Source organism: Halomonas beimenensis, from assembly GCF_002549795.1.
GTDB lineage: Bacteria > Pseudomonadota > Gammaproteobacteria > Pseudomonadales > Halomonadaceae > Halomonas > Halomonas beimenensis.
On sequence record NZ_CP021435.1, the window covers coordinates 2,606,643 to 2,629,826 of the forward strand.

20 protein-coding genes are annotated in these 23,184 nt (G+C 70.8%); 9 read left to right on the forward strand and 11 right to left on the reverse strand.

The annotated features are described in order from the left end of the window. Positions 1–38 precede the first annotated feature (38 nt). Positions 39–2,501, reverse strand: coding sequence for a DUF1266 domain-containing protein (locus BEI_RS12205; protein WP_097789772.1), 2,463 nt, complete (start codon positions 2,499–2,501; stop codon positions 39–41). Between the two features lie 201 nt (positions 2,502–2,702). On the opposite strand from BEI_RS12205, the gene BEI_RS12210 reads away from it, so the two are divergent. After that, a complete protein-coding gene (locus BEI_RS12210) occupies positions 2,703–4,148 on the forward strand; it encodes an NAD-dependent succinate-semialdehyde dehydrogenase (RefSeq protein WP_097789773.1) in 1,446 nt (481 codons plus the stop codon). 33 nt (positions 4,149–4,181) lie between these two features. Further along, positions 4,182–5,480 (forward strand): 4-aminobutyrate--2-oxoglutarate transaminase, encoded by a 1,299-nt coding sequence (gabT, locus tag BEI_RS12215; RefSeq protein ID WP_097789774.1) that lies wholly within the window; start codon positions 4,182–4,184, stop codon positions 5,478–5,480. 90 nt (positions 5,481–5,570) lie between these two features. Here gabT and BEI_RS12220 read toward each other — a convergent pair whose 3' ends face one another. Both BEI_RS12220 and BEI_RS12225 read right to left on the reverse strand, forming a co-directional pair. After that, entirely contained in the window at positions 5,571–5,813 is a 243-nt protein-coding gene (locus tag BEI_RS12220; RefSeq protein WP_097789775.1) for a GlsB/YeaQ/YmgE family stress response membrane protein, read from the reverse strand. A 58-nt stretch (positions 5,814–5,871) separates the two neighbouring features. After that, entirely contained in the window at positions 5,872–6,420 is a 549-nt protein-coding gene (locus tag BEI_RS12225; RefSeq protein WP_097789776.1) for a DUF924 family protein, read from the reverse strand. Between the two features lie 334 nt (positions 6,421–6,754). On the opposite strand from BEI_RS12225, the gene BEI_RS12230 reads away from it, so the two are divergent. From BEI_RS12230 to BEI_RS12255, 6 genes are all read left to right on the forward strand, one after another. After that, positions 6,755–6,973, forward strand: coding sequence for a hypothetical protein (locus BEI_RS12230; protein ID WP_097789777.1), 219 nt, complete (start codon positions 6,755–6,757; stop codon positions 6,971–6,973). Between the two features lie 76 nt (positions 6,974–7,049). Beyond that, entirely contained in the window at positions 7,050–8,228 is a 1,179-nt protein-coding gene (locus tag BEI_RS12235; RefSeq protein WP_097789778.1) for an MFS transporter, read from the forward strand. 22 nt (positions 8,229–8,250) lie between these two features. Further along, positions 8,251–9,639, forward strand: coding sequence for a YcjX family GTP-binding protein (locus tag BEI_RS12240; protein WP_097789779.1), 1,389 nt, complete (start codon positions 8,251–8,253; stop codon positions 9,637–9,639). Further along, on the forward strand, positions 9,636–10,685 hold the full coding sequence (locus BEI_RS12245; RefSeq protein ID WP_097789780.1) for a TIGR01620 family protein: 1,050 nt from the start codon (positions 9,636–9,638) through the stop codon (positions 10,683–10,685). The genes BEI_RS12240 and BEI_RS12245 overlap by 4 nt, the downstream gene beginning before the upstream one ends. A gap of 73 nt (positions 10,686–10,758) precedes the next feature. Then, complete coding sequence (locus BEI_RS12250) at positions 10,759–11,199, forward strand: universal stress protein (protein WP_097789781.1); 441 nt, start codon at positions 10,759–10,761, stop codon at positions 11,197–11,199. Between the two features lie 82 nt (positions 11,200–11,281). After that, positions 11,282–11,722, forward strand: a complete 441-nt coding sequence (locus tag BEI_RS12255) for a universal stress protein (protein WP_097789782.1) — start codon at positions 11,282–11,284, stop codon at positions 11,720–11,722. A 33-nt stretch (positions 11,723–11,755) separates the two neighbouring features. On the opposite strand, the gene BEI_RS12260 is transcribed toward BEI_RS12255, so the two are convergent. The 8 genes from BEI_RS12260 to BEI_RS12295 form a co-directional block, all read right to left on the reverse strand. After that, positions 11,756–12,877: an ABC transporter ATP-binding protein gene (locus BEI_RS12260; RefSeq protein WP_097789783.1), complete on the reverse strand. Its 1,122-nt coding sequence runs from the start codon at positions 12,875–12,877 to the stop codon at positions 11,756–11,758. Positions 12,878–13,089: 212 nt separating this feature from the next. Next, a complete protein-coding gene (locus BEI_RS12265) occupies positions 13,090–13,968 on the reverse strand; it encodes a carbohydrate ABC transporter permease (RefSeq protein WP_097789784.1) in 879 nt (292 codons plus the stop codon). Next, positions 13,961–14,896 (reverse strand): carbohydrate ABC transporter permease, encoded by a 936-nt coding sequence (locus tag BEI_RS12270; protein ID WP_097789785.1) that lies wholly within the window; start codon positions 14,894–14,896, stop codon positions 13,961–13,963. The genes BEI_RS12265 and BEI_RS12270 overlap by 8 nt, the downstream gene beginning before the upstream one ends. 59 nt (positions 14,897–14,955) lie before the next feature. Then, the gene (locus BEI_RS12275) at positions 14,956–16,230 is read right to left on the reverse strand and encodes an ABC transporter substrate-binding protein (RefSeq protein ID WP_097789786.1); all 1,275 of its coding nucleotides are present in this window, start codon (positions 16,228–16,230) and stop codon (positions 14,956–14,958) included. A gap of 116 nt (positions 16,231–16,346) precedes the next feature. Next, on the reverse strand, positions 16,347–17,537 hold the full coding sequence (locus tag BEI_RS12280; protein WP_097789787.1) for an AGE family epimerase/isomerase: 1,191 nt from the start codon (positions 17,535–17,537) through the stop codon (positions 16,347–16,349). A gap of 77 nt (positions 17,538–17,614) precedes the next feature. After that, positions 17,615–19,102, reverse strand: a complete 1,488-nt coding sequence (locus BEI_RS12285; protein ID WP_379802231.1) for a sensor histidine kinase — start codon at positions 19,100–19,102, stop codon at positions 17,615–17,617. Next, positions 19,099–19,821, reverse strand: coding sequence for a response regulator (locus BEI_RS12290; RefSeq protein WP_097789788.1), 723 nt, complete (start codon positions 19,819–19,821; stop codon positions 19,099–19,101). The genes BEI_RS12285 and BEI_RS12290 overlap by 4 nt, the downstream gene beginning before the upstream one ends. Positions 19,822–19,933: 112 nt before the next feature. After that, positions 19,934–20,731: a Cof-type HAD-IIB family hydrolase gene (locus BEI_RS12295; RefSeq protein WP_097789789.1), complete on the reverse strand. Its 798-nt coding sequence runs from the start codon at positions 20,729–20,731 to the stop codon at positions 19,934–19,936. Positions 20,732–21,137: 406 nt separating this feature from the next. Between BEI_RS12295 and BEI_RS12300 the strand changes: the two genes are divergently transcribed. Beyond that, entirely contained in the window at positions 21,138–23,078 is a 1,941-nt protein-coding gene (locus BEI_RS12300; protein ID WP_097789790.1) for an exoribonuclease II, read from the forward strand. Positions 23,079–23,184: the final 106 nt, after the last annotated feature.

A 23,184-nucleotide genomic window follows, 5' to 3' on the forward strand; every position in this document is an offset into this window, starting at 1 on the left:
GGTTGTCGCCCCCCGCCTCGCGCGGGCAGGCCGGTGCCTCAGTGCAGCTGATGGCCGTCACCGGGCAGGGTATCCACGTGCATGGGCGCCCAGTGACGCGGGCGAGCCCCGGGAAAGTCCAGGCTGGCCCAGGGACCCGCCAGGGGCGGCGCCGCGGCCAGCCAGCCGACCAGCGCCTGGCGGAACCCCCCCAGGAAGGCCTCGCGCTCGGGTGTCTCCCCCATGAAGAAGGAGAAGCCGGCATAGAGCCCCCGGGCGTATTCCTCCCAGCCGCCATAATGGCGGGCCGCGAGGGCATGAGCCCGTTCGAGCACCCTGAGGAAGGCCGCCTCCTCGAGCCAGCCCAGCTGGCGACCGGCGATCGCGAGGTCGACCGCCTGGGCGAGGTCCCAGGCGGTCAGGTCCAGGTCATTGCAGCCGTCCTCATCGTCGCGCACGCGGCGCAGCCGCAGCAGGTGGTTGCGTTCCTCCTCGCTGCACTCGCCGGATTCCAGGGTGGCGATTTCCGAGGCCAGGCGGGCCCCGTTGAGGGTATAGGGCGCGTAGTTGATCTGGTATTCCTGACGATCGCCGGCCTCCAACAGGTGGTCGATGAACTCGGCCAGCTCGTCGGCACCATGCAGGCCATAGTGGCCGTCGACCCACTCGCGGATGGAGGCGCACTCCCGGGCACTTTCCACCTGGGGCAGGCTCCAGGCGGCGCTGTTGAGCGGGCCCACCAGGGCCATGGCGGTGAAGTGCGGCAAGGTCGGTCGGGGGCCGGGCTCCTGCCAGGCCCCTCCCCGCCAATCCAGCCAGTGGAAGAGGCTGCCGGGATCGTCCAGGTGCCAGCGAATCTCGGCGACCAGGGCGGGCAGCTCGGGCTCGGGCAGCAGCGCCTCCCAGTGGGCCCAGGCCGACAGCAGCCGGCGGGCGTCCGGGTAGAAACGGCACAGGGACCCCTGCAGGGCCTTGGCCAGCTCCGTCAGCCGTTCGGCCTCGAACAGGCCGCTGTCCATGGCCATCTGCAGGTGGAAGGCGTACTTCTCGGCCATGTGGATGGTGGCGGCATGACGGCTGGCCCGTCCCAGGGCGTCGCGCCCCGCGAGATCGGCGCGCGCGGGATGCCCGAAAGGCGTCTGCGCCGGAGGCAGGGCCCCATGGGCGGCGTCCGCCGCCAGCTGGTTGAGATGGTGCGCCTGGGCCGGCAGCCAGTAGCGAGCCAGGGCCTCGGCGCCCTCGTCGGCGTGCAGGTCCAGGGTCTCGGCCAGGTAGCCCCGGGCATCCTCCCGGCGAGCCGCCGGCAGCTCGGGCGCCACGCCCTGCCGCATCGCCAGCTCGGGCTCGCGCACCGACGCCAGCGCCAGCACCCAATGCCGTGGCTCACGTCGCCAGGCACGGATGGCCTCCCGCGATCGCTCCAGTACCTCGGGTTCGAGCAGTCCCTGCAGGGGCGGCTTCCAGGGGCTGACCGGCGAGAGCAGCAGCAAGGCCCAGTCGGCGTCGAAGGCCGGGAGCAGGTCGCGCGCCTCGAAGAGGCTACGCCCCCGCTGGTAGGCGCGGGCCAGGGCCGTCCAGTCGCTGTAGCGGTGCAGCGCCAGGTCCGCGCCGTGGGCCGCGAAATCCGTCGCCTCCTCGTCGGACAGCCAGCCCAGGCAGGCGCCCGCCCAGGCCAGGTCGATCAGCCGCAGCCAGTCCCAGGCGGCCCACTCCAGCGGCTCCCCTCCCTCGACGAAGCCCAGCAGCACGCGCCCGGCCGGCTGATCCGGGGAGGCCAGGCCCTCGAGCCAGGCGCGACGCTCTCCCGCCTCCGCGCCCAGCAGGCGATTGGCATCCAGATCCCAACCCTGCCGATCCCCCTGGGCGGCCAGCCACAACAGCACCCGGATCAGCTCTTCGCGGCCGCTGACCTGCCAGGCCTCGGCCAGCCAGGGCTCGAGCCCCTGCCAGTCCAGGGAGCCGGCCGGCGTCTCCAGGATCGGCGAGAAGGCCGCCCGCAGGCGCCAGACCCGAGCCTCGGGGTCGTCGGGCCACAGCGCCAGGGGCCCACGATGGGCCGCCAGCCACTCACGCAGCATGTCCCAGGTCACGCCCTCCCCTTCGTGCTCGAGCACGGCCAGGGCCTCGCAGGCCTCGCTGAAGCCGTCGTCGCCCTTCACCCAACCCTCGGCGCTGCGCGCCCGGCACAGAGCCGTCAGCCAGCCGTCCAGGCTGTCGTGATGGACGCTGATCTCCTCGGCCAGTCGCCGGGCCCAGTCCCGGGCCCGATCCTCGCCCAGCCAGCCGGCCGCTCCGCCCAGGGCCGCGAGCTCCAGGGCCGCGAGCAAGCGCGCGGGATCGCTCTCGCCGCCGGCGCCCAGCGACTCCAGCAGGCGCCAGCCCAGCTCGCCACGGTCCACGACGCCCAGCCCCTGCAGGCGGGCCACCGCCTCATCGCGCTCCAGCGTCAGGGGGTCGGGCGCGAAGGCCCACTCGCACAGCACCAGCTGCTGGGCCCACCAGGCATTCAAGGGATCGACCAAGGCTCACCTCGCCATACATGCAACACGTCGGGCGACACCAAGGGTGCCGCGGGAAATTCGGCGCCATAGTGTAACGGAAAGCGCGGCCGGCGCCGATGCTCCGGGACGCCCCACGACCAAAGAGCGAGAAAAGGGGCTTGGCGCACTGTTTTAAATAATGCACACTCGTCCATCATGACAATACACCCAGCGAGAGACCCCATGACCGCCGAGACCGAGCTGCTCATCGACAAGGCCTATGTGGCCGGCGAGTGGCGTGACGCCCCCCGCCGTTTCCCCGTCACCGATCCCGCCACCGGCGAGGTGCTGGCCGAGGTACCGGACCTCACAGCCGAGGACGCCCTCGAGGCCGTGGCCGCCGCCGAGGCCGCCTGGCCGGCATGGCGGCGCCGGACCGCCAAGGAGCGGGCCGCGGCGCTGCGCGGCTGGTACGAGCGCATCATGGCCCACCAGGAAGGCCTGGCCCGGCTGATGACCCGCGAGCAGGGCAAGCCCCTGGCCGAGTCCCGCGGCGAGGTGGCCTACGGCGCCAGCTTCGTCGAGTTCTACGCCGAGGAGGCCAAGCGGGTCGCCGGCGAGACCCTGCCGGGCCATGGGGCCGACAAGCGCATCCTGGTGTTCCGCGAGCCGATCGGCGTGGTGGCGGCGATCACCCCCTGGAACTTCCCGCTGGCGATGATCACCCGCAAGTGCGCCCCGGCGCTGGCCGCCGGCTGCCCGGTGGTGATCAAGCCCGCCGAGGCCACCCCGCTGACCGCCCTGGCCCTGGCCCGACTGGCCGAGGAGGCCGGCATCCCCGCCGGGGTGATCAACGTGGTCACCGCGGCCCGGCCGGCCGAGATCGGCGAGGTGCTGACCACCGATGCCCGGGTGCGCAAGGTGTCCTTCACCGGCTCCACGGCCGTCGGCAAGCGGCTGCTCGCCCAGTGCGCGGGGACCGTCAAGAAGGCCTCGATGGAGCTCGGCGGCAACGCCCCCTTCATCGTCTTCGATGATGCCGACCTGGACGCCGCCGTGGAAGGGGCCATCGCCTCCAAGTTCCGCAATTCCGGCCAGACCTGCGTCTGCACCAACCGCCTGCTGGTACAGGACGGCGTCTACGAGGCCTTCCTCGACAAGCTGGCGGCCCGGGTGGCCGAGCTCCGGGTGGGCAACGGCCTCGAGGACGGCGTGGTCCAGGGGCCGCTGATCAACCAGGCGGCGGTGGACAAGGTCGGCAGCCACATCCGTGACGCCCTCGACCGGGGCGGTCGGCTGGTATGCGGCGGCGAACCCCATGCGCTCGGCGGTACCTTCTTCCAGCCCACCGTGATCGCCGACGTCACCGAGCGGATGCGGGTGGCCACCGAGGAGACCTTCGGGCCGCTGGCGCCGGTGTTCCGCTTCGCCTCCGAGGAGGACGCGGTGGCCATGGCCAACGCCACCGAGTTCGGGCTGGCGGCCTACTTCTATGCCCGCGACTACCGGCGCATCTGGCGGGTCATGGAAGGCCTGGAATACGGCATGGTGGCGGTGAACGAGGGCATCCTCTCCACCGAGCTGGCGCCCTTCGGCGGCGTCAAGGAATCCGGGCTGGGCCGCGAGGGCTCGCGTCACGGCCTGGAGGAATACACTGAACTAAAATACGTCTGTGTCGGCGGGCTCTGAGACCCCCTACCGTTTCCCCAACAGGAGATCCCCATGAACAACGCGCAACTCAACGAGCTCAAGCAGCGCTATGTCGCCAGCGGCGCCGCGAGCCCCTCGCCCCAGTTCGCCGAGCGCGCCGAGAACGCCGAGCTCTGGGACGCCGACGGCAACCGCTTCGTCGACTTCGCCGGCGGCATCGGCGTGCTGAACCTGGGCCACCGGCATGCCAAGGTGGTCGAGGCCGTCAAGGGCCAGCTCGACAAGCTGATGCACACCTGCCAGACCGTGATGCCCTATGCCCCTTACGTCCAGCTCGCCGAGAAGCTCTGCCAGCTGACCCCGGTACGCGGCGACGCCAAGGCGATGATGGTCAACTCCGGCGCCGAGGCCCTGGAGAACGCGGTCAAGATCGCCCGGGCCGCCACCGGCCGCAGCGGCGTGATCTGCTTCGACGGCAGCTTCCACGGCCGCACCTTCATGACCCTGGCCATGACCGGCAAGGTGCTGCCCTACAAGAACGACTTCGGCCCCATGCCGGGTGACGTCTACCGCGCGCCCTTCCCGAACGCCTATCACGGCATCAGCGAGGAGGACTCGCTGAACGCCCTGAAGACCCTGTTCAAGACCGACATCCCGGCGCACCGCACCGCGGCCATCGTCATCGAGCCGGTCCAGGGCGAGGGCGGCTTCTACATCGCCTCCCCCGACTACCTCAAGGCCCTGCGCGCGCTCTGTGACGAGCACGGCATCCTGCTGATCGTCGACGAGGTGCAATCCGGCTTCGCCCGCACCGGCAAGCTGTTCGCGCTCGAGCACAGCGGCGTCGAGGCCGACATCATGACCATGGCCAAGAGCCTGGCCGACGGCATGCCGCTGTCCGCGGTGGTCGGCACCGGCATGGTGATGGACGCCTCCGGCCCCAACTCCCTGGGCGGCACCTACAGCGGCAACCCGCTGTCCTGCGCCGCCGCCCTGGCGGTGATCGAGGCCATCGAGGAAGAGAACCTGCTGGAGAAGAGCGCGGCGCTGGGCGACAAGCTGGCCACCCGCTTCCAGGCCTGGCAGCAGACCTTCGAGTGCGTCGACAACCCGCGCAACCTCGGCGCCATGGCCGCCTTCGAGCTGGTCGCCGACAAGACCTCGCGCACCCCCGACCCGGAGCTGACCGCGGCGCTGTGCAAGAAGGCCAAGGAGAAGGGCCTGATCCTGCTGTCCTGCGGCTTCTGGGGCAACTCCATCCGCATCCTGGTCCCGGTGACCGTGGAGGACGACGTGCTGGAGGAAGGCCTTTCCATCATCGAGGAGGCGCTGACCGAGCTGGTGGGCAGCAAGGCCACCGCCCCCGCCTGACCGACCCGCCGGCGCCTCGGCGCCGGCGACGGACACGCCATCGCCCGGCCGGAGACGGCCGGGCGATGGCGTGTCCGGCCAGGCCCCGGGTCAGGCCTTCTTCGCCTTGGCGATCACCCAGAGCAGCACCACGGCGCCGACCACGGCGGTGACCAGCGAGCCGATGAAGCCCCCGGCCTGCAGGCCGAGGAGGTTGAAGAGCCCGCCGCCGACCACCGCGCCGACGATGCCCACCCCGATGTTGCCGAGCAGGCCGAAGCCCCCGCCCCGCATGATATGGCCGGCGATCCAGCCCGCCAGCCCGCCGATGATCAACCAGGCGATGATCCCCATGATCTCCTCCTTCTCCTGCCTGCCAGTGGTTGGGTGCCCCGGGAAGCGGGGCGGAATGTCAGAACGACGAGCCCGGCTCGGCCAGGAAGGCCCGCTCCGCGTCGGTGGACTCGCGCCCGAGCAGGGCGTTGCGATGCGGATAGCGTCCGAAGCGTACCAGGATGTCACGGTGCCGGCGCTCGAAGCGAAGGTTGTCCTCGAGCCCGGGCTGGTCGAACAGGCGTAGCGCCTCCTCGTGGATGACCAGGGACTCGCTGTGCATGTAGGGCATGTAGAGGAAGGCCCGCTCGACCGTTGCCAGCTCGGCATCCAGGCCACGGCTCACCGCCTCCTGGGCCAGCACCAGGGCCTGGGGATCGGCGGCGAAGGCCTCGGCGGTGTCCCGGTGGATGTTGCGCGAGAACTGGTCGAGCACCAGGATCTCGGCGAGCCGTCCCCTGGGGTCGGCGCGCCAGTGCCACAGTTCCCCCCGCCGGGCGACCGCCAGGGTGTCGGCGAAGCGCCGGGCGATCTCGGCATCCAGCGCAGGGTCCTTGCGGAACCATTGGGCCGGGGCGAGCTCCCCGAACCAGAAGTCGATGACGGTCTGGGCGTCCTGGCCAGCCATGGCGTCGTTGCCTCCCTGTAGGACGGGACCACGACCCGGTCCCGACTGGTATCATCCCAGCTTAGGCTGTGTCTGAAAAGTCGGCGAGCGAAGGCTAGACAAGGCAAAAAACAACGACAAATCGGCAAGGAGTGCCGATTTGGGCAGCTCCGCTGCTCGAAGAGCGAGCGACATGGATGTCGCGAGTCAAAAGCCGGAGTTTACGAGCGCTGAATGAGGACTTTGACCGGGCTCGCGCACGAGTTGATTTTTAACGCCGTATAGCCGAGCGCAGACACTTTTCGGACATTGCCTAGCAGGATGCCCCTTTCCCTTCACCCACCGATCGAGTGCCATGACCGCCTATCAACTCCTCCAGATGCTCGGCTACGCCTTCAACATCATCGGCCTGGTGGTGTGCATCGCCGGCCTCACCCTGGCCCGCCACCCCAGCCGGCGCCTGCTCGGCCGGCTGATCGCCGCGCTGGGCTTCGTGATCGCCGCCTCGCCGGTGCTGGTCCAGCTGCTCGGCCTGGTGGAACCGGTCCCCGTAGGCGTGGTGCCGCCCCAGTAGCCGACGCCCGCTTCATCCGGACGACCCAGGACGGGTATGCTGGAAGCTTTCCAGGCCATCCGAAAAGGACCTCATCGTGCCCCTCGCCGTCACCCTGCTGTCGCTGTGTCAGGCCCTGCTGATCAGCGGCAATATCCTGCTGATCGCCGTGTCGCCGCTGATCGGCGCCGAGCTCGCCCCCTCCCCCGCCTGGTCCACGGCCCCGGTGGCCACCCAGTGGCTCGGCCTGATGTGCGCCACCATCCCGGCCTCGCTGATCATGGCCCGACTCGGGCGGCGTCGCGGCTTCATGCTCGGCAACCTGCTGGGCCTGGGCGGCGTGATGCTGGCGGTGAAGGCGCTCACCGACCAAGCCTTCCTGCCGTTCCTGGCCGCCACCTGGCTGATCGGCATCGGCATCGGCTTCGGCCAGCTGTACCGCTTCGCCGCGGTGGAGGCGGCGCCGGCGGCGCTTCGCGACCGGGCCATCGGCCTGGTGATGGGCGGCGGGGTACTGGCCGCCTTCTTCGGGCCCTGGCTGGCGCGCCATAGCCGCGAGCTGGCGGAGGTCCCCTTCCTGGGCAGCTTCCTGGGCCTCGGCGCCCTCTATCTGCTGGCCCTGGGGGTGCTATCGCTGATCCGCCTGCCGCCACCGGAACGCACCCACGGCGAGGGCCAGGCCCGGCCGCTGGGCGAGATCCTTCGCCAGCCCACCTTCGTGGTGGCGGTGACCGCGGCGCTGATCGGCTACGGGGTGATGAACCTGGCCATGACCGCCACCCCGCTGGCCATGTCGGCCACGGGGCTCCACTTCGACCATGTCGCCACTACCATCCAGTGGCACGTGGTGGCGATGTTCCTGCCCTCCTTCGTCACCGGCCGACTGACCGCCCGCTTCGGCGCCAGCCGCATGATCCTCGCCGGCAGCGCCCTGCTGCTGGCCAGCGCCCTGGTGGCCCAGCTCCATGCCGGCCTGATGGGGTTCCATCTCGGCCTGGTGCTGCTCGGGCTGGGGTGGAACTTCTCCTTCCTGCCCGCCACCGGCCTGCTGACCGAGACCTATCGTCCCGCCGAGAAGGCCCGCACCCAGGCCGCCAACGAGTTCCTGGTCTTCACCACCGTGACCCTGACCGCCCTGTTCGCCGGCCCCCTGGTCGATGCCCTGGGCTGGTCGCGGCTCAACGCGGTGCTGTTGCCGCTGTGCGTGCTGCCGGTGATGGCACTGGGCTGGCGACGGCTGGTGACGAGCCGGGCCCCCGAGGCCACCCCCCAGTGAGCCGCGACAGGGACGCCGCACCATGCGCCAACCGTTGACTCGGGAACTGACCGACCTGCTCGAGCGCGGCCGCGACCGGCAGCTGCGCCTGGCGGTCACCGGCCTGTCACGCTCGGGCAAGACCGCCTTCCTCACCTCCCTGGTCCACCAGCTTCGCCACGCCGGCCTGGCGGCCCGCCTCGACCTGCTGCCGGCGGCGCGGGAGGGACGCCTGCTCGGGGCTCGCCGTGTCGAGCAGCAGGACCTGGGGGTGCCGCGCTTTCCCTATGACCGGGCCATGGCGGCCCTGGACGACTCCCCGCCCCGCTGGCCCGAGCCCACCCGGGGCATCAGCGAGCTGCGCCTGGTGATCCGCTACCGCCCCCGCCGCCCGGGCTGGGTGGGCGGCGACACCCGCCGGCTGACGCTGGATCTCTTCGACTACCCGGGGGAATGGCTGCTCGACCTGCCGCTGCTGGGCCACGACTTCGCCTCCTGGAGCCGGGCCCAGGTGCTGGATCGGGGCGAGCGCGCCACGCTGTTCGCCGACTGGCGCCAGGCGGTGGCGGGCCTGGATCCGGCCGAGACGGTCGAGGAAGGCCGACTGGCCGAGATCGCCGAGCGCTATGCCGAGGGACTTCGCGCGGCCCGGGAGGCCGGCTTCGCCGACCTCCAGCCCGGCCGCTTCCTGCTACCCGGCGAGCTCGAGGGCGCCCCCGTGCTGCAGTTCTTCCCCTTGCCGGGACTCGAGCGGGTGGATCAGGCGCGCCTGGCCGGGCTGCCGCCGGAGAGCCTCTACGCGACCCTGGCCCGGCGCTTTCGCCACTACCAGCAGCACATCGTCAAGCCGTTCTATCGCGAACACTTCCGGCGCTTCGACCGCCAGATCGTGCTGGTGGACGTGCTGGGCGCCCTGGATGCCGGCCCCGAGCGCTTCGAGGACCTCTCCCGGGCCCTGTCCCGCCTGATGCAGAGCTTCGACTACGGCCGACGCAGCCTGCTGTCGCGGCTGTTCGCGCCACGCATCGAGCGCCTGGCCATCGCCGCCACCAAGGCCGACCACGTCACCCCGGAACAGCACGAGCCCCTCACCGGCCTGCTGGAGGCGCTGCTGGCCGAGCCGCTCCAGGACCTGCGCTTCGCCGACGTACCGGTGCGCGCGCTGAGCCTGGCCTCGATCCGGGCCACCGAGGCCCGCGAGGTCGACCATCAGGGCCGGCGTCAGCCGGTCCTGCGGGGCACCACCCTGGACGGCGAGACGACGCTGCTGTTCCCGGGGGAGGTGCCGGCGCGGCTGCCCGACGCCGACTTCTGGACCCGCCAGGGCTTCGAGTTCCCGGCCTTCCGCCCGCTACCGCGTGACGGCGATACCCTGCCCCATATCCGCCTGGACGTGGCCCTGGACTGGCTGATCGGAGACAAGCTGACATGACCGCACCGCGCGACAGCGATCCGCAACCGGGGCGCCGCTTCCCGCTGGACGACCCACCCCCGGCCGATGAGCCTCCCGCGCCGGGCCGCCGTTTCGCTCCGGAACGGGACAGCCGTCCCCTGGCCAGCCCCGAGGCTCCCGAAGCCAGCGAGGTCGGCATGGACGCCACCCTGGCGCCTCCGCGGCGGCGTCGCTGGGCCCTGCTGGGTCTGCTGGTCGGAGGACTGGCCCTGGGTGGGGTCGAGCTCGCCCTGTCGCTCCCGGCCGCGCTGGCGACCGGCGACTGGCTGGCCCTGGGCTGGGGGCTGCTGGGGCTGGGAGCGATCGGCCTGGGAACGACGGCCCTGGCTCGCGAGCTCTGGCGACTCCGCCGCCTTCGGGCTCACGGTCGTCTGCGCGACGCCCTGGCGGCGATGCCCGAGATGCCCCCTCGCCAGGCCCTGGCCACGGCGACGGCGTTGCGCGACCGCCTTGGGCTGGATGCCGACCACCCCCATTGGCGCGCCTTCGTCGCGGCCCGCCAACCGCATCACGACGGCAGGGAGCTGCAGTCACTGCTCACCCACCATCTGCTGGCGCCCCGAGACCGGGAGGCGCGCCGGCTGATCTCGGGCATGAACGGCGAAACGGCGGTCATGGTGGCGCTCAGTCCCCTCACCCTGGTGGACATGGCGCTGGTGGCATGGCGTCATCTCGCGCTGATCGACCGGCTGTGCCGACTCTATGGCCTGGAACTCGGTTATGCGGCGCGGGTCCGCCTGCTGCGCTGGGTGTTACGCGACATGGCCTTCGCCGGCGCCAGCGAGCTGGCCGGGGAGGCCGGCATGGAATGGCTGTCGATGGACCTCGCCGGCCGGCTCTCGGCCCGGGCCGGCCAGGGGCTGGCGGTCGGCCTGCTCGGGGCCCGCCTGGGCCTGCGCGCCCAACGGCTGACCCGCCCGCTGGCCTTCGAGGAGGCGCAGCGGCCCCGCCTGGCGGACCTGCGCCGGGAGCTCTGGGGGCGGCTGCGTCGCCTGGAGGGCCGGGAGGAGCGTCCCGGAGGTTGATACAGGTCACCCCATCAACGCCCGGGACGGCTAGGCTAGGGGTATCCCCCATCGACAAGCAAGGAGCCCCGACATGTTCCAGACCATCCTCGTCCCCATCGACGGCTCGGAGCACTCGCGCCTGGCGCTGTGCGTGGCCTGCAAGCTGGCCCGCCAGGAGGACGGCCAGCTCGTGCTGCTGCACATCCCCGAGGAGCTGCCCCATGAGCCCCTGCTGGTCTGGGGGGCCGGCGCCGTGCCCATGGGCGCCACCCTGGAGAAGCGCAAGGAGGTCGGCCAGGAGCTGCTCGACCGGGCCAGCGAAGAGGCCAAGACGCTGGGCGTGAAACAGGTCGAGCCGGTCCTCACCCAGGGAGATCCGAGCCAGGCCATCCTCTCCGCCGCCGAGGAGCGCGGCGTGGACGCCATCGTCATGGGCAGCCGCGGCCTCGGCGACCTCAAGGGCCTGGTGGTGGGCAGCGTGTCCCACAAGGTCACCCACGGTGCGCAGTGCCGAGTGATCACCGTCCACTGAGCCCCGCGGCCACGCCCTTCCCGGGCGTGGCCGGTCACGGGCTTCCTGACGGCAGCCGTCAACCGGCACGGAGGTAGAGACCATGTTCCGTTCCCTGCTGGTCCCCATCGACGGGTCCCCCCATGCCCGCAAGGCCCTCTCCCTGGCGTGTCAGCTCGCTCGCCACGAGGAGACCTTCCTGGTGTTGCTGCACATCCCCGAGGCCCTGCCCCACGATCCGCCGCTGGTGTGGGGGGTGGGCACCCAGGCCGTGGAGGACTCCCGGGAAGCCCGGGAGCGCCAGGCCCAGGCCATGGTCGACAAGGCCGCGGAGGAGGCCCGCGACCTGGGCGCCGTTCACGTCGAGACGCTGATCCGCCGCGGGGATCCCACCCGTACCATCCTCGAGGTGGCCAAGGCCCGGGACGTCGACGCCATCCTGATGGGCAGCCGCGGTCTGAGCGACCTGCGCGGCCTGCTCACCGGCAGCGTTTCCCACAAGGTCAGCCATGCCGCCGAGTGCAGCGTGATCACCGTCCACTGAACCGGACGCCTGGGGAGCCGGCGCCGCGCCGTCTCAGGCGACCCGGCGTTCGCTGTCGCGATCGAAGAGCACCGCCCGGCGCATGTCCACGCGCAGGTCGAGGCGTTCGCCCGGTCTCACCCGGCAATGCGGATCCACCCGGGCGGTGATCTCGTCCTCGCCCAGCGGCAGGCGCAACAGGATGTCGGCCCCGGTGGGCTCGACCACGCTGACGATGGCCGAGAGCGGCGTGCCCTCGGCCCGCTCGCCGAGGCGGACGTCCTCCTCGGCGAAGTGCTCCGGGCGCAGCCCCAGCACCAGCGAACGGCCGACCTGGCCGGCCAGGGCCTCGGTCTCGCGGCTCGCCGGCCAGGGCAGTACCAGGTCGTCGGCCCCGGGGGTGGCCACGCGCAGGCGGTAGTCCCCCGCCTGCCCTTCCAGGGTGGCGTCGATGAAGTTCATCGCCGGCGAGCCCATGAAGCCGGCCACGAAGATATCCACCGGATCGTTGTAGATCTCGTCGGGCGTGCCCAGCTGCAGGATCCGCCCATCGCGCATCACCGCGATGCAGTCGGCCAGGGTCATGGCCTCGATCTGGTCGTGGGTGACGTAGACGATGGTGGTGCCCAGGCGCTGGTGGAGCTTCTTGATCTCGGTGCGCATCTCCACCCGCAGCTTGGCGTCCAGGTTGGAGAGCGGCTCGTCGAAGAGGTAGATCTGCGGCTGCCGGGCCAGGGCCCGGCCCATGGCCACCCGCTGGCGCTGGCCGCCGGAGAGCTGGGACGGCTTGCGCTCCAGGAGGTGGGAGATCTGCAGCAGGTCGGCGACCCGCTCCACCGCGGCCTCGCGCTCGGCCTTGGGCACCTTGCGCATCTCCAGGCCGAAGGCGATGTTGCCGCGCACCGTCATGCTCGGGTAGAGGGCGTAGGACTGGAAGACCATGGCGATGTCCCGCTCGGCGGGCGTGCGCCAGGTGATGTCCTCGCCGCCGATGTGGATCTCCCCTGAGGTCACCGGCTCGAGCCCGGCGATGGCGTTCATCAGGGTCGACTTGCCGCAGCCCGACGGCCCGACCAGGATCAGGAACTCCCCGGAGTCGATGGCCAGGCTGACGTCCTTGAGCACCTGGGTGCTGCCGAAGTCCTTGCAGACGTGTTGGATTTCCAAAGCTGACATGGCGATTGCTCTCTCGAAGTTGTTGTTGGGAATGGCCCAGAGGGAGGCACTGATTTATGTCGCGAGCGATGAGAGGCGGGGGCGCCTAGCCTGGCCGCCGCCGGCGCACAGCAACCGGAGTTGACGGTCGGCTCAATGAGGATTGAGACGGTCCGACGCTTCGGCACCGCCGGCGGTCAGGATATCGAGCGCAGCAATAAATCAGTGTTTCCCTAGCCCTTCACGGAGCCCGCGGTGAGCCCCCGGACGAAGTACTTCCCGGCCAGCACATAGACCACCAGGGTCGGCAAGGCGGCGATCATGGCCGCGGCCATGTCGACGTTGTATTCCTTCACCCCGGTCGAGGTGTTGACCAGGTTGTTCAGGGCCACCGTGACCGGCTGGGTGTCGTGGCCGGAGAAGGCCACGCCGAACAGGAAGTCGTTCCAGATCTGGGTGAACTGCCAGATCACCGACACCACGATGATCGGCGTCGACACCGGCAGCAGGATGCGCCGGAAGATGCGGAAGAAGCCGGCGCCGTCGAGCTTGGCGGCGGACACCAGCTCGTCGGGGATCGAGACGTAGAAGTTGCGGAAGAACAGCGTCGTGAAGGCCACGCCGAAGATCACATGGACCAGCACCAGTCCCGCCCGGGAGCTGGACAGGCCGAGCCAGCCGAGCGTCTGGGCCATGGGCAGCAGGATCACCTGGAAGGGGATGAAGCAGCCGAACAGCATCAGCGCGAAGACCAGCTCGGCGCCCTTGAAGCGCCACTTGGTCAGCGCATAGCCGTTGAGCGCCCCGAGCAGGGTGGAGATGGCCACCGCCGGGATGACGATGGCGAAGGAGTTCCAGAAGTAGCCCCCCACCCCCTCGCAGCGCATCCCGGTGCAGGCCTCGCCCCAGGCCTTGATCCAGGGCGCCAGGGTCGGGTTCTCGGGCAGGGTCAGCAGGGTGCCGGCGGTGATCTCGTCCAGGGGCTTGAGCGAGGTCAGCACCATCACCGCCAGGGGCAGCAGGTAGAACAGGGCCGCAAGGGCGAGCGCGGCGTAGACCAGGGCGCGCAGCAGGCGCGCCATGGGAGTCTGGCGTCGAATCACGTTATCCATGCCGGCGGCTCCGCAGTTCGGAATACAGGTAGGGGACGAGGATGGCCAGCACCCCGCCGAGCATCAGGACGGCGCTGGCGGAGCCCAGGCCGATCTGGGCCCGGCTGAAGGAATGGGCGTACATGAAGGTGGCCGGCAGGTCCGAGGCATAGCCCGGCCCGCCGCCGGTCAGCGCCACCACCAGGTCGAAGCTCTTGATGGCGATGTGCGAGAGGATCATCACGGCGCTGAACACCACCGGCCGCAGGCAGGGCAGGATGACCCGCCAGTAGAGGCGCGGCAGGCTGGCGCCGTCGAGCTGGGCGGCCTTGAAGATGCTGTCGTCGAGGCCGCGCAGCCCGGCCAGGAAGAGCGCCATGACGAACCCCGAGGCCTGCCAGACCGCGGCGATGACCAGGGTGTAGACGGCCATGTCCGGGTTCACCAGCCAGTCGAAGGTGAAGGACTCGAAGCCCCAGCCGCGCACCATGGCCTGCAGGCCCAGGCCGGGATTGAGCAGCCATTTCCAGACCACCCCGGTGACGATGAAGGACAGCGCCATGGGGTAGAGGTAGACGGTGCGCAGGGCCCCCTCCTGGCGGATGCGCTGGTCGAGCAGGATGGCCAGCCCCGCGCCGAGCACCAGGCAGATGCCGACGAAGAGCCCACCGAACACGCCCAGGTTGGTCGCCGCCACCCACCAGCGGTCATTGGCCATCAGGCGGGCGTACTGGGCGAAGCCGACGAAATCGTAGCTGGGGAGCAGCCGGGAGTCGGTCAGCGAGAGCACGAAGGTCCACAGCATGAAGCCGTAGACGAAGCACAAGGAGATCAGCACCGAGGGCGCCAGCACCAGCTTGGGCAGCCAGGTCTGGAGCCGCGCCGCCAGGCCGGGCGAGGACCCGGCCGGGACCGCGCGGCCGGTCGCGAGAGTCGAAGCGGTTTTCATGGGAACTTCCTCAGTCTCGAGGCGGACGGCACCCGCCGGCGGCGGGCGCCGCGGTGGCGTCACAGGGCCAGGCTGGCGGCCTGGGCGAGACGTTCGGCGGCCTGGTCGGCGCTCATGTCGCTCGAGTTGAAGTAGTTGGTGACGATGTCGTAGAAGGCGCCCTGGACGTCGCTGCCCATGGCCATGCGATGCGCCATGCTGGGCACCAGGCCGCCCTCGTCCTCGGCCTGGCGGAAGTCCGCCATGGAGCGCTGGGCGCAGGCGTCGAACTCATCCATGTCCAGGTCCGGACGGGCCGGGATCGAGCCCTTGACCCGGTTGAAGGCGTGCTGGAACTCGGGCTCCAGCACCAGGCGAGCCATGCTGTACTGGGCCTCCCGGGCGGCCTGCTCGGTCAGGCGGAACATGGCGAAGCTGTCGATGTTGAAGGCGAAGGCATCGGCGGTCCCGGGCACCGGGGCGCAGAGGTAGTCCTCGCCGGCCTCGAGCCCCGCCGCGGTGAACTCGCCCTTGGCCCAGTCGCCCATGATCTGCATGGCCGCCTCGCCCTCGATGACCATGGAGGTGGCCAGGTTCCAGTCGCGTCCCGGCATGCCCTCGTCCATCAGGCCGCGCAGGCGCTTGAAGGTGGTCAGGGCCTCGATCATGGTGTCGCTCTCGAGCGCCTCCTGGTCGAGCTCGACGAAGGCACGGCGATAGAAGTCACTGCCGCCCAGGCTCAGCACCACGGTCTCGAAGGTGGTGGCGTCCTGCCAGGGCTGGCCGCCATGGGCCAGGGGCACGTAGCCCGCCTCGCGCAGGGCCTCGCCGGCGGCGAACAGCTCGTCCCAGGTGGTCGGCACCTCGACGCCGGCATCGGCCAGCACCTCGGGGTTGGCCCACAGCCAGTTGATGCGGTGGACGTTGACCGGCACCGCCACGTAGTGCCCCTCGTGGCGCATGATGTCGGCCACCACCTCGGGCAGCAGCGCGTCCCAGTCGCCCGCCTCGGCCACCGGGTCGAGGTTGCCGAGCAGGCCGAGCTCTCCCCACTCCTGGATCTCGGGGCCCTTGATCTGGGCCGCCGCCGGGGGGTTGCCGGACATGGCGCGGGACTTGAGCACCGTCATGGCGCTGTCGCCGCCCCCGCCGGCCACCGCGAAGTCCTTCCATTCGTGGCCCTCGGCCTCGAGCAGGTCCCGCAGGGTGCCCACCGCCTCGGCTTCGCCGCCGGAGGTCCACCAGTGCAGGACCTCGACCTCGCCGGCCGAGGCCTGGCCGGTCCCCAGGGCGCCGGCCATCGCCACGGCGATGGCCGAGGTCTTCAGGGTCGTGAGTCGGGTTAGTGCGCGCATGTGACGTTCTCCTGAGCTTGTTGTTGTCTCGCGCCGCTCATGGCGGCTGGAGGATACGCTAGCGCACTCGTCCCCGCCCCTGGGGTTACCAAGTGCTGGGTAGTGTTGCCGGAATATTACGAGCTTGAAACATGGCGCCGAGAGAGGGCTTCCAGGACGTCATGGCAGGCCCCCATGGTGTGATAGTCCACCTTGCCCGCCGGGCTCTTCACGGTGGAAACGCGCCGGTTGTCCGGGGTCAGGATCCGGTACCAGCCGCCATGGCGGTGATCGATGAAGCGGTGCCAGCCGAAGTCCCAGAGCCGCTCGTACCAGCGCCGGTAGACGGCCCGGCCGGTGCGCAGGCCGACCAGTGCCGCCGCCGCCAGGCTCTCGGCCTGGACCCAGTAGTACTTGTCGCCGTCGCACACCCGTCCCGCGGGGTCGAGGCCGTAGACCAGGCCGCCATGCTCGCGGTCCCAGCCGGCACGCACGCTGGACAGGAAGAGCCGCTCGGCGGTGGGCAGCAGCCAGGGCTCGGGACGGAGGCGCTCGAGCATCACCAGCAGCTTGGCCCATTCGGTCTGGTGGCCCACCTGGTAGCCCCAGGGCCGGAAGAGATGCGCCGGGTCGTGACGGTTGTAGTCCCAGTCGGGCCGCCACCGGGCGTCGTAGTGCTCCCAGATCCAGCCTTCCGGGTGGGCGCCACCGGCGGCGGTGATGGCCCGGGCGATGGCCAGCGCCTGGTCGAGGAAGGCGACGTCGCCGGTGGCCTCGAAGGCGGCGATCAGCGCCTCGCAGGCGTGCATGTTGGCGTTCTGGCCGCGATAGGAGGACAGCCGCCAGTGGCCATCGGCCTCGTCGGCGAAGCGTTGCCAGTGCGGCTCCCAGAAGCGCCGCTGCATCAGTGCATGGGTGGCACGGAGGCCGCCCTCGGCCTCGGGAATGCCGGCCCGGAGCGCCTCGGCATAGGCCAGCAGCACGAAGGCCAGCCCATAGCAGTGCTGGGTATCGTCCTCCACGGCGCCGTCCTGCAGGGTCCAGGCATAGCCCTGGGTGGCGGTCTGGAAGTGCGCCTTCTCCAGGTAGGCCAGGCCGTGGCGGGCCCAGTGTCGGTACTCGTCGCCGCCACCGTGGCGGGCGTATCGGGCATAGGTCACCACGTAGCGGGCGCTGGACACCAGGTGGCGATGCCCCCGGTCGAGGACACTGCCGTAGTCGGCCAGGTAATGGAAGAAGCCCCCGTGGGGATCGATGGCCCGGGGGTGATAGAAGGCCATGGTCTTGCGCACCTGGGCGCGCAGGAAGGCGGGATCGTAAACGTTCATGGGGCCTCCGCGATGGATGTCGCGCCCAGCCTAGCGGAGGCCGGGGGCGATGCCGTGTTGCCGAGTGCTGCGAAGTGTTACACGGGCTGGAGGCCGGGACGAGGCAGCGAGAGGCGGACCACCAGCCCGCCCCGGGGATGATTGGTCAGGCGCATCTCGCCGCCGTGGGCCTGGAGGATGTGGCGGGCGATGCCCAGCCCCAGGCCGTTGCCGCCGGTGTTCCGACTCCGCGAGGGCTCCAGGCGCACGAAGGGCGCGAAGACCCGCTCGCGCTCGGCCGCCGGAATGCCCGGCCCATGGTCGCGGATGGTGATCCGCAGGGCATCCTCGCCGTCCTCCAGTCGCACCTCGGCCCGCCGGCCATAGAAGACGGCGTTCTCGAGCAGGTTGGCCAGGCAACGCTTGAAGGCCAGGGGCTTGACCGCCAGCGGCGCCGCCTCGCCGGTCACCTCGACCTCGCCGCCCTGCAGCGCCAGCTCCTCGGCCAGGGCGTCGAGCAGCGCTCGGGGATCCCGGGGCTCGACCTCTTCATGGAGATCGAGGCCCTTGACCGAGGCCAGCGCTCCCTTCACCAGCCGGTCGAGCTCGTCCAGGGAGGCGCAGAAGCGCTCGCGCTGGGTGGGCTCCTCGAGCATCTCGGCGCGCAGGCGCAGCCGGGTGATGGGGGTCTTGAGATCATGGGAGATCGCCGAGAAGAGGCGCTCGCGCTCCTCCACCTGATGGCGGATGCGGCCCTGCATGCGATTGAAGGCGACGGCGGCGGCCGCCACCTCCCGGGGCCCGCCCTCGCTCAGGGGCGGGGCGTCCAGGTCGTCGCCGAGGCGTCGTGCCGCCCGGGCCAGCCGCGCCAGGGTGCGGGTGGCACCGCGCACCCCCAGCCAGGACAGGCCGAGCACCGTGGCCAGCACCACCAGCGCCACGAAGAGGCGATCCGGGGAGAGCCAGCGGTTCGCCCCGAAGCCCTCGGGCAGCGGCAGCAGGGCCGCCACATAGAGCCATTCGGCCTCCTCCAGCGGCAACTGCACCACCAGGATCGGCTGGGTGGGCGGCGCGGCGAGCAGGCTGTGCTGGCCCCAGCGGGGCGGCAGCGCGTCCAGGGGCACCTCGTTGTTGAGCAGGCGCAGCGTCCCCGGGCGGGAAAACTCCACCACGGCGTCGTGCACGCCCAGCTCGGCGGCCAGCACCGTGCGGACATTGTCCGCCACCAGCGCCGGTTCGGGCCCCTGCCGATCGTCCGTCACCGGCAGGCGGTGGTCGTTGACGCTGACGAAGAAGCGGGTGCCCCCCATGTCGCGCAGCTGATCGAGGACGATATGCCGGTAGTCGAACGGCAGCGAGCGGAAGAAGCGCACCGTCGAGGCCACGCTGTAGGCCATGCTGCGCGACAGCTCGTCGAGACGCTCGAGCCGGCCGGCGCGCTCCTGGGTGGTCCAGACGGCGTAGCTTGCCAGCTGGGCGCCGAGCACGCCCACCACCATGATCAGCAGGAAGCGCCCGCGCAGGCTGCCGGGCAGGCCCCGGGCCAGCCGGCGACGCCAGCGGCGCCAGCGCGTTCCCCGGCTCACGCGATCACGTCCACCCGGGAGGCCAGCACGTAGCCGGCCCCCCGCACGGTGCGGATCAGGCCGGCCTCCTGGTCATCCCCCAGGCGCTGGCGCAGCCGGCAGACATGGACGTCGATGGAGCGATCCAGGGGCGGGGCCGGCCGCCCCCGGCTCAGCTCGAAGAGCCGATCCCGGGACAACACCTGTTCGGCGTGGTCGAGGAAGGCCTGGAGCAGCAGGAAGTCCGCGCCGGACAGGGCGTGGCGCTCGCCCTCGGCGTCGATCAGCTCGCGGGTCACCCGGTCGAGCCGCCAGTCGCCGAAGGCCACCAGGCGCGCCCGGTCCGGGGTCAGGGCCTCGGGCCGGGGCTGGCAACGGCGCAGCACCGCCTTGACCCGTGCCAGCAGCTCCCGGGGGTTGAAGGGCTTGCCCAGGTAGTCGTCGGCGCCGAGCTCCAGGCCGAGGATCCGGTCGGTCTCGTCCGGGCTGGCGGTCAGCATGATGATCGGCACCTCGCTGTCGCGGCGCAGGCGCCGGCAGATGGCGAAGCCGTCATCGCCGGGCAGCATCAGGTCGACAATCAGCAGGTCGGGGCGTTCGCGCTCGAGCAGGGCGTCGAGGGCCACGGCATCCTCGGCCATCAGGGCCCGGTAACCGTGGCGGCCCAGGTAGTCGGCAAGCAGTTCGCGAATCTCGGGGTCGTCGTCGACCACGATCAGGGTGGTGGGAGGCATCGTCATGGAAAACCGGGATCGCGGCGGCGGTCGTGCCGTCGAGCCTTCGTTGTGCTTTGGTCGAACCCACTCTAGCGAAGCGGCGAGCGGGTCACGATTCCACCAAGGTGGCAATGGCCTACAGGGCGAAACGCTCCGCCAGGTGCCGCGCCACGGCGGCCTGGTCGTGATGGCCGATGCGCCGGGCATGGGGCACCGCCTCGCCGAGCGCCGGATGGGCGTTGGCCATGACATGGGCCTCGCCCGCCAGGGCCAGCATCTCCGTGTCGTTGAGGTTGTCGCCGAAGGCCAGGCAGCGCTCGGCGGCCAGGTCGAGGCGGTCGAGCAACGCCGCCAGGGCGCTGCCCTTGTTGACCCCGCCGGCCATGATCTCCAGCGAGTTCGGCGTGGAGTAGGTGACATGCAGCGCCTCCCCCGCGCGGCGGCGGACCTCGGCCTCGAGCTCCCCCAGCCGATCGGGCTCGCCGATGTAGAGCACCTTGCCCACCCCCTCGCCGTCCAGGCGCTCCGGGGCCACCACCCGGTAGCCGAAGCCGGTGTGGACGTGCAGGGCGAGCAGCTCCGGGGCCTCGGCGTCGATGACCCATTCGTCGTCATGGTAGAGGTTGAGGCGCACGCCCTCGGGGCGGGGCAGCGCGATCAGCTCCCGGGCCAGCTCGCCGGCCAGGTAGCGCGCGGCCAGCAGCTCGCCGTCGGGGCCATGGGTGTAGGCGCCGTTGGTGCTCACCACGTGGGCGTCGATGCCCAGGCGGTCGCGGAAGGCCAGGATGTCGCGGTAGTGGCGCCCCGAGGCCAGGGCGACGTGATGCCCCCGGGCCGCCAGGGCCTGGAAGGTGGCGACGGTGAGCTCGGCCAGGGCGTGATCCGCGCCGAGCAGGGTGCCGTCGTTGTCGGTGGCGATGAGGTGTGGCCCCATGGGCCCTCCGTGCGGGAAGCGTGTGTGCCCCCAGTCTACCGTCTCGCCCGGGCGGACTCATCCGCCCGGGCGAGGCATCCTGAGCATTCACAGCTCGGCATGTCGAGGGCGCCGGGGACAGGTCGAAGAGGAGGTCCTACGTCAGGGCTGAGGAGGATCCCTCCGAAGGGGGGCCCAGGGATCGCCAGCACCGGTCCTGCAAGCGGAGCAGAGTGCGAGGGCGCCAGTAGCGTACGAGGCGCATTCACAGCGCCTCCTCGATGGTCCGGCACCCCAGGGCTTGTCGACGGATCTGCCCCGAGCGATACCGCTCTGCGGGATAGCCTTAATCGGCGCCACGCGCCGATTGGCGCGGGCTGGCGGAATCCGTATAGTGGCCCCCTTATCCCGCCAATCGATCGTGACCATGCTGCAGAACAACTCGGTGCTTGCTCAGCTCAAGCAACAGATCCGCGACAACACGCCCCGCGTCGAGGGGGTCATCAAGGCCACCGACCGCGGTTTCGGTTTCCTCGAGACCGACGACGGCGAGTCCTACTTCGTGCCGCCCCCCGCCATGAAGCAGGTCCTCCATGGCGACCGGGTCGAGGCCGTCCTCCACGAGGAGGGCGACAAGAAGTCCGTGGAGCCCGACACCCTGGTCGAGACCGGCATGGAACGCTTCATCGCCCGCCTGCAGAAACGCGACGGTCGCCTGGCGGTGGTCCCCGACCATCCATCCGTGAATAACGTGCTCAAGGCGCGCGTCAAGCGCAGCCTGGACGAGGCGAGCCTCGGCGACGGCGACTGGGTGGTGGCCCGGCTGGTGCGCCACCCCCTGAAGCCCGAGGATCGCGGTTTCTTCACCCAGGTCGACGAGCTGGTGGCCAAGACCGACGACCCGGCGGTGCCCTGGCGGGTGACCCTGGCGCGTCACGCCCTGGAGCAGGAGTGCCCCGACGCCGGCGACGACTGGCCGCTGCGCGACGAGGGCCTGGAGCGCGAGGACCTCACCGGCGAGCCCTTCTTCACCATCGATGGCGAGAAGACCCGCGACATGGACGACGCCCTGCGCGTCACGCCCCGCGAGGGCGGCGGCTGGACCCTGACCGTGGCCATCGCCGACCCCACCGCCTACGTGGAGGAAGGCCACGCCGCCGACCTGGAGGCCCGTACCCGTGCCTTCACCGTCTACCTGCCGGGCCAGAACGTCACCATGCTCCCGGAGACGCTGGCCGACGACCTCTGTTCGCTGTGGGAGGATCGCGACCGCCCGGTGCTGGCCTGCGCCCTGGACATCGAGGCCGACGGCAGCCTGGGCGACTACCGCTTCTTCGCCGCCACCGCGCGCTCCCACGCCAAGCTGGTCTACGACCGGGTCTCCGACTGGCTCGAGGGTCAGGGAGACTGGGCGCCGTCGGAGGCCATCGGCGAGCAGCTCAAGGCCCTGGCCGAGCTCACCGAGGCCCGCACCGCCTGGCGGGCCGAGCACGCCCTTGTGTTCAAGGACCGCCCGGACTACGTCTTCGACCTGGACGAGGCCGGCAACGTGCTGGACATCCGCACCGAGGAGCGGCGCATCGCCAACCGCATGATCGAGGAGTCGATGATCGCGGCCAACGCCTGCTGCGCTCACCTGCTCGCCGAGCACGTCGGCCATGGCATCTTCAATGTCCACCGCGCCTTCGAGCCGGACAAGGCCGAGGCCGCCCACGAGTTCCTCACCGCCCAGGACATCGCCGTGGCCCCCGAGGCGCTCACCGAGCTGCCCCGCTATCGCGAACTCAAGCGCGAGCTCGAGGGCCGCGACGACGCCTGGCTGGACGCCCGCCTCCGCCGCTTCCAGGGCTTCACCAGCATGTCCGCCAAGCCGGGACCGCACTTCGGCCTGGGCCTGCCCGCCTACGCCACCTGGACCTCGCCGATCCGCAAGTACGGCGACATGGTCAACCATCGCCTGATCAAGCGGGTCCTCAAGGGCGAACAGGCGCCGGCGGAGGCCAGCCAGCAGCTCACCGAGCAGCTCACCGAGCGCCGCCGCCTCAACCGCATGGCCGAGCGCGACGTCAAGGACTGGCTCTATGTCCGCTACCTCGGCCCGTCCGCCGAGGCCGGCGAGGCCTTCGAGGCCGAGATCATCGCCATCAACCGCGGCGGCATGCGGGTCCGTCTGACCGCCAACGGCGCCACCGCCTTCGTGCCCGCCCCGCTGATGCACGGCGACCGGGACAAGGTGGTGATCGACGACAAGGAAGGCCGTATCCAGATCGAGGGCGTCGAGCGCTTCAAGCTGGGCGACACCATCCGCGTGGCCTTGACCGAGGCCCGCGAGGAGACTCGCTCGCTGGTCGGCCGCCCGGCCGAGTGACGCGCCCCTCCCCTGGCGCATGACCGGGACGGCGGCCTTCGGGCCGCCGTTTCGCGTTCCGGGTGTCGTCGAACTGTCGCAAAGGGCCCGTACCCTCGTCATCGAG

What these genes read in the sequence shown, in the direction of transcription:
- BEI_RS12255 (WP_097789782.1), top strand. Translation starts at nt 11,282, where the DNA reads ATGTTCCGTTCCCTGCTGGTCCCCATCGACGGGTCCCCCCATGCCCGC.
- BEI_RS12250 (WP_097789781.1), top strand. Translation starts at nt 10,759, where the DNA reads ATGTTCCAGACCATCCTCGTCCCCATCGACGGCTCGGAGCACTCGCGC.
- BEI_RS12225 (WP_097789776.1), bottom strand. Translation starts at nt 6,420, where the DNA reads ATGGCTGGCCAGGACGCCCAGACCGTCATCGACTTCTGGTTCGGGGAG.
- BEI_RS12260 (WP_097789783.1), bottom strand. Translation starts at nt 12,877, where the DNA reads ATGTCAGCTTTGGAAATCCAACACGTCTGCAAGGACTTCGGCAGCACC.
- BEI_RS12300 (WP_097789790.1), top strand. Translation starts at nt 21,138, where the DNA reads ATGCTGCAGAACAACTCGGTGCTTGCTCAGCTCAAGCAACAGATCCGC.
- BEI_RS12275 (WP_097789786.1), bottom strand. Translation starts at nt 16,230, where the DNA reads ATGCGCGCACTAACCCGACTCACGACCCTGAAGACCTCGGCCATCGCC.
- BEI_RS12230 (WP_097789777.1), top strand. Translation starts at nt 6,755, where the DNA reads ATGACCGCCTATCAACTCCTCCAGATGCTCGGCTACGCCTTCAACATC.
- BEI_RS12280 (WP_097789787.1), bottom strand. Translation starts at nt 17,537, where the DNA reads ATGAACGTTTACGATCCCGCCTTCCTGCGCGCCCAGGTGCGCAAGACC.
- BEI_RS12290 (WP_097789788.1), bottom strand. Translation starts at nt 19,821, where the DNA reads ATGACGATGCCTCCCACCACCCTGATCGTGGTCGACGACGACCCCGAG.
- BEI_RS12245 (WP_097789780.1), top strand. Translation starts at nt 9,636, where the DNA reads ATGACCGCACCGCGCGACAGCGATCCGCAACCGGGGCGCCGCTTCCCG.
- BEI_RS12220 (WP_097789775.1), bottom strand. Translation starts at nt 5,813, where the DNA reads ATGGGGATCATCGCCTGGTTGATCATCGGCGGGCTGGCGGGCTGGATC.
- BEI_RS12210 (WP_097789773.1), top strand. Translation starts at nt 2,703, where the DNA reads ATGACCGCCGAGACCGAGCTGCTCATCGACAAGGCCTATGTGGCCGGC.
- BEI_RS12270 (WP_097789785.1), bottom strand. Translation starts at nt 14,896, where the DNA reads ATGAAAACCGCTTCGACTCTCGCGACCGGCCGCGCGGTCCCGGCCGGG.
- BEI_RS12295 (WP_097789789.1), bottom strand. Translation starts at nt 20,731, where the DNA reads ATGGGGCCACACCTCATCGCCACCGACAACGACGGCACCCTGCTCGGC.
- BEI_RS12240 (WP_097789779.1), top strand. Translation starts at nt 8,251, where the DNA reads ATGCGCCAACCGTTGACTCGGGAACTGACCGACCTGCTCGAGCGCGGC.
- gabT (WP_097789774.1), top strand. Translation starts at nt 4,182, where the DNA reads ATGAACAACGCGCAACTCAACGAGCTCAAGCAGCGCTATGTCGCCAGC.
- BEI_RS12265 (WP_097789784.1), bottom strand. Translation starts at nt 13,968, where the DNA reads ATGGATAACGTGATTCGACGCCAGACTCCCATGGCGCGCCTGCTGCGC.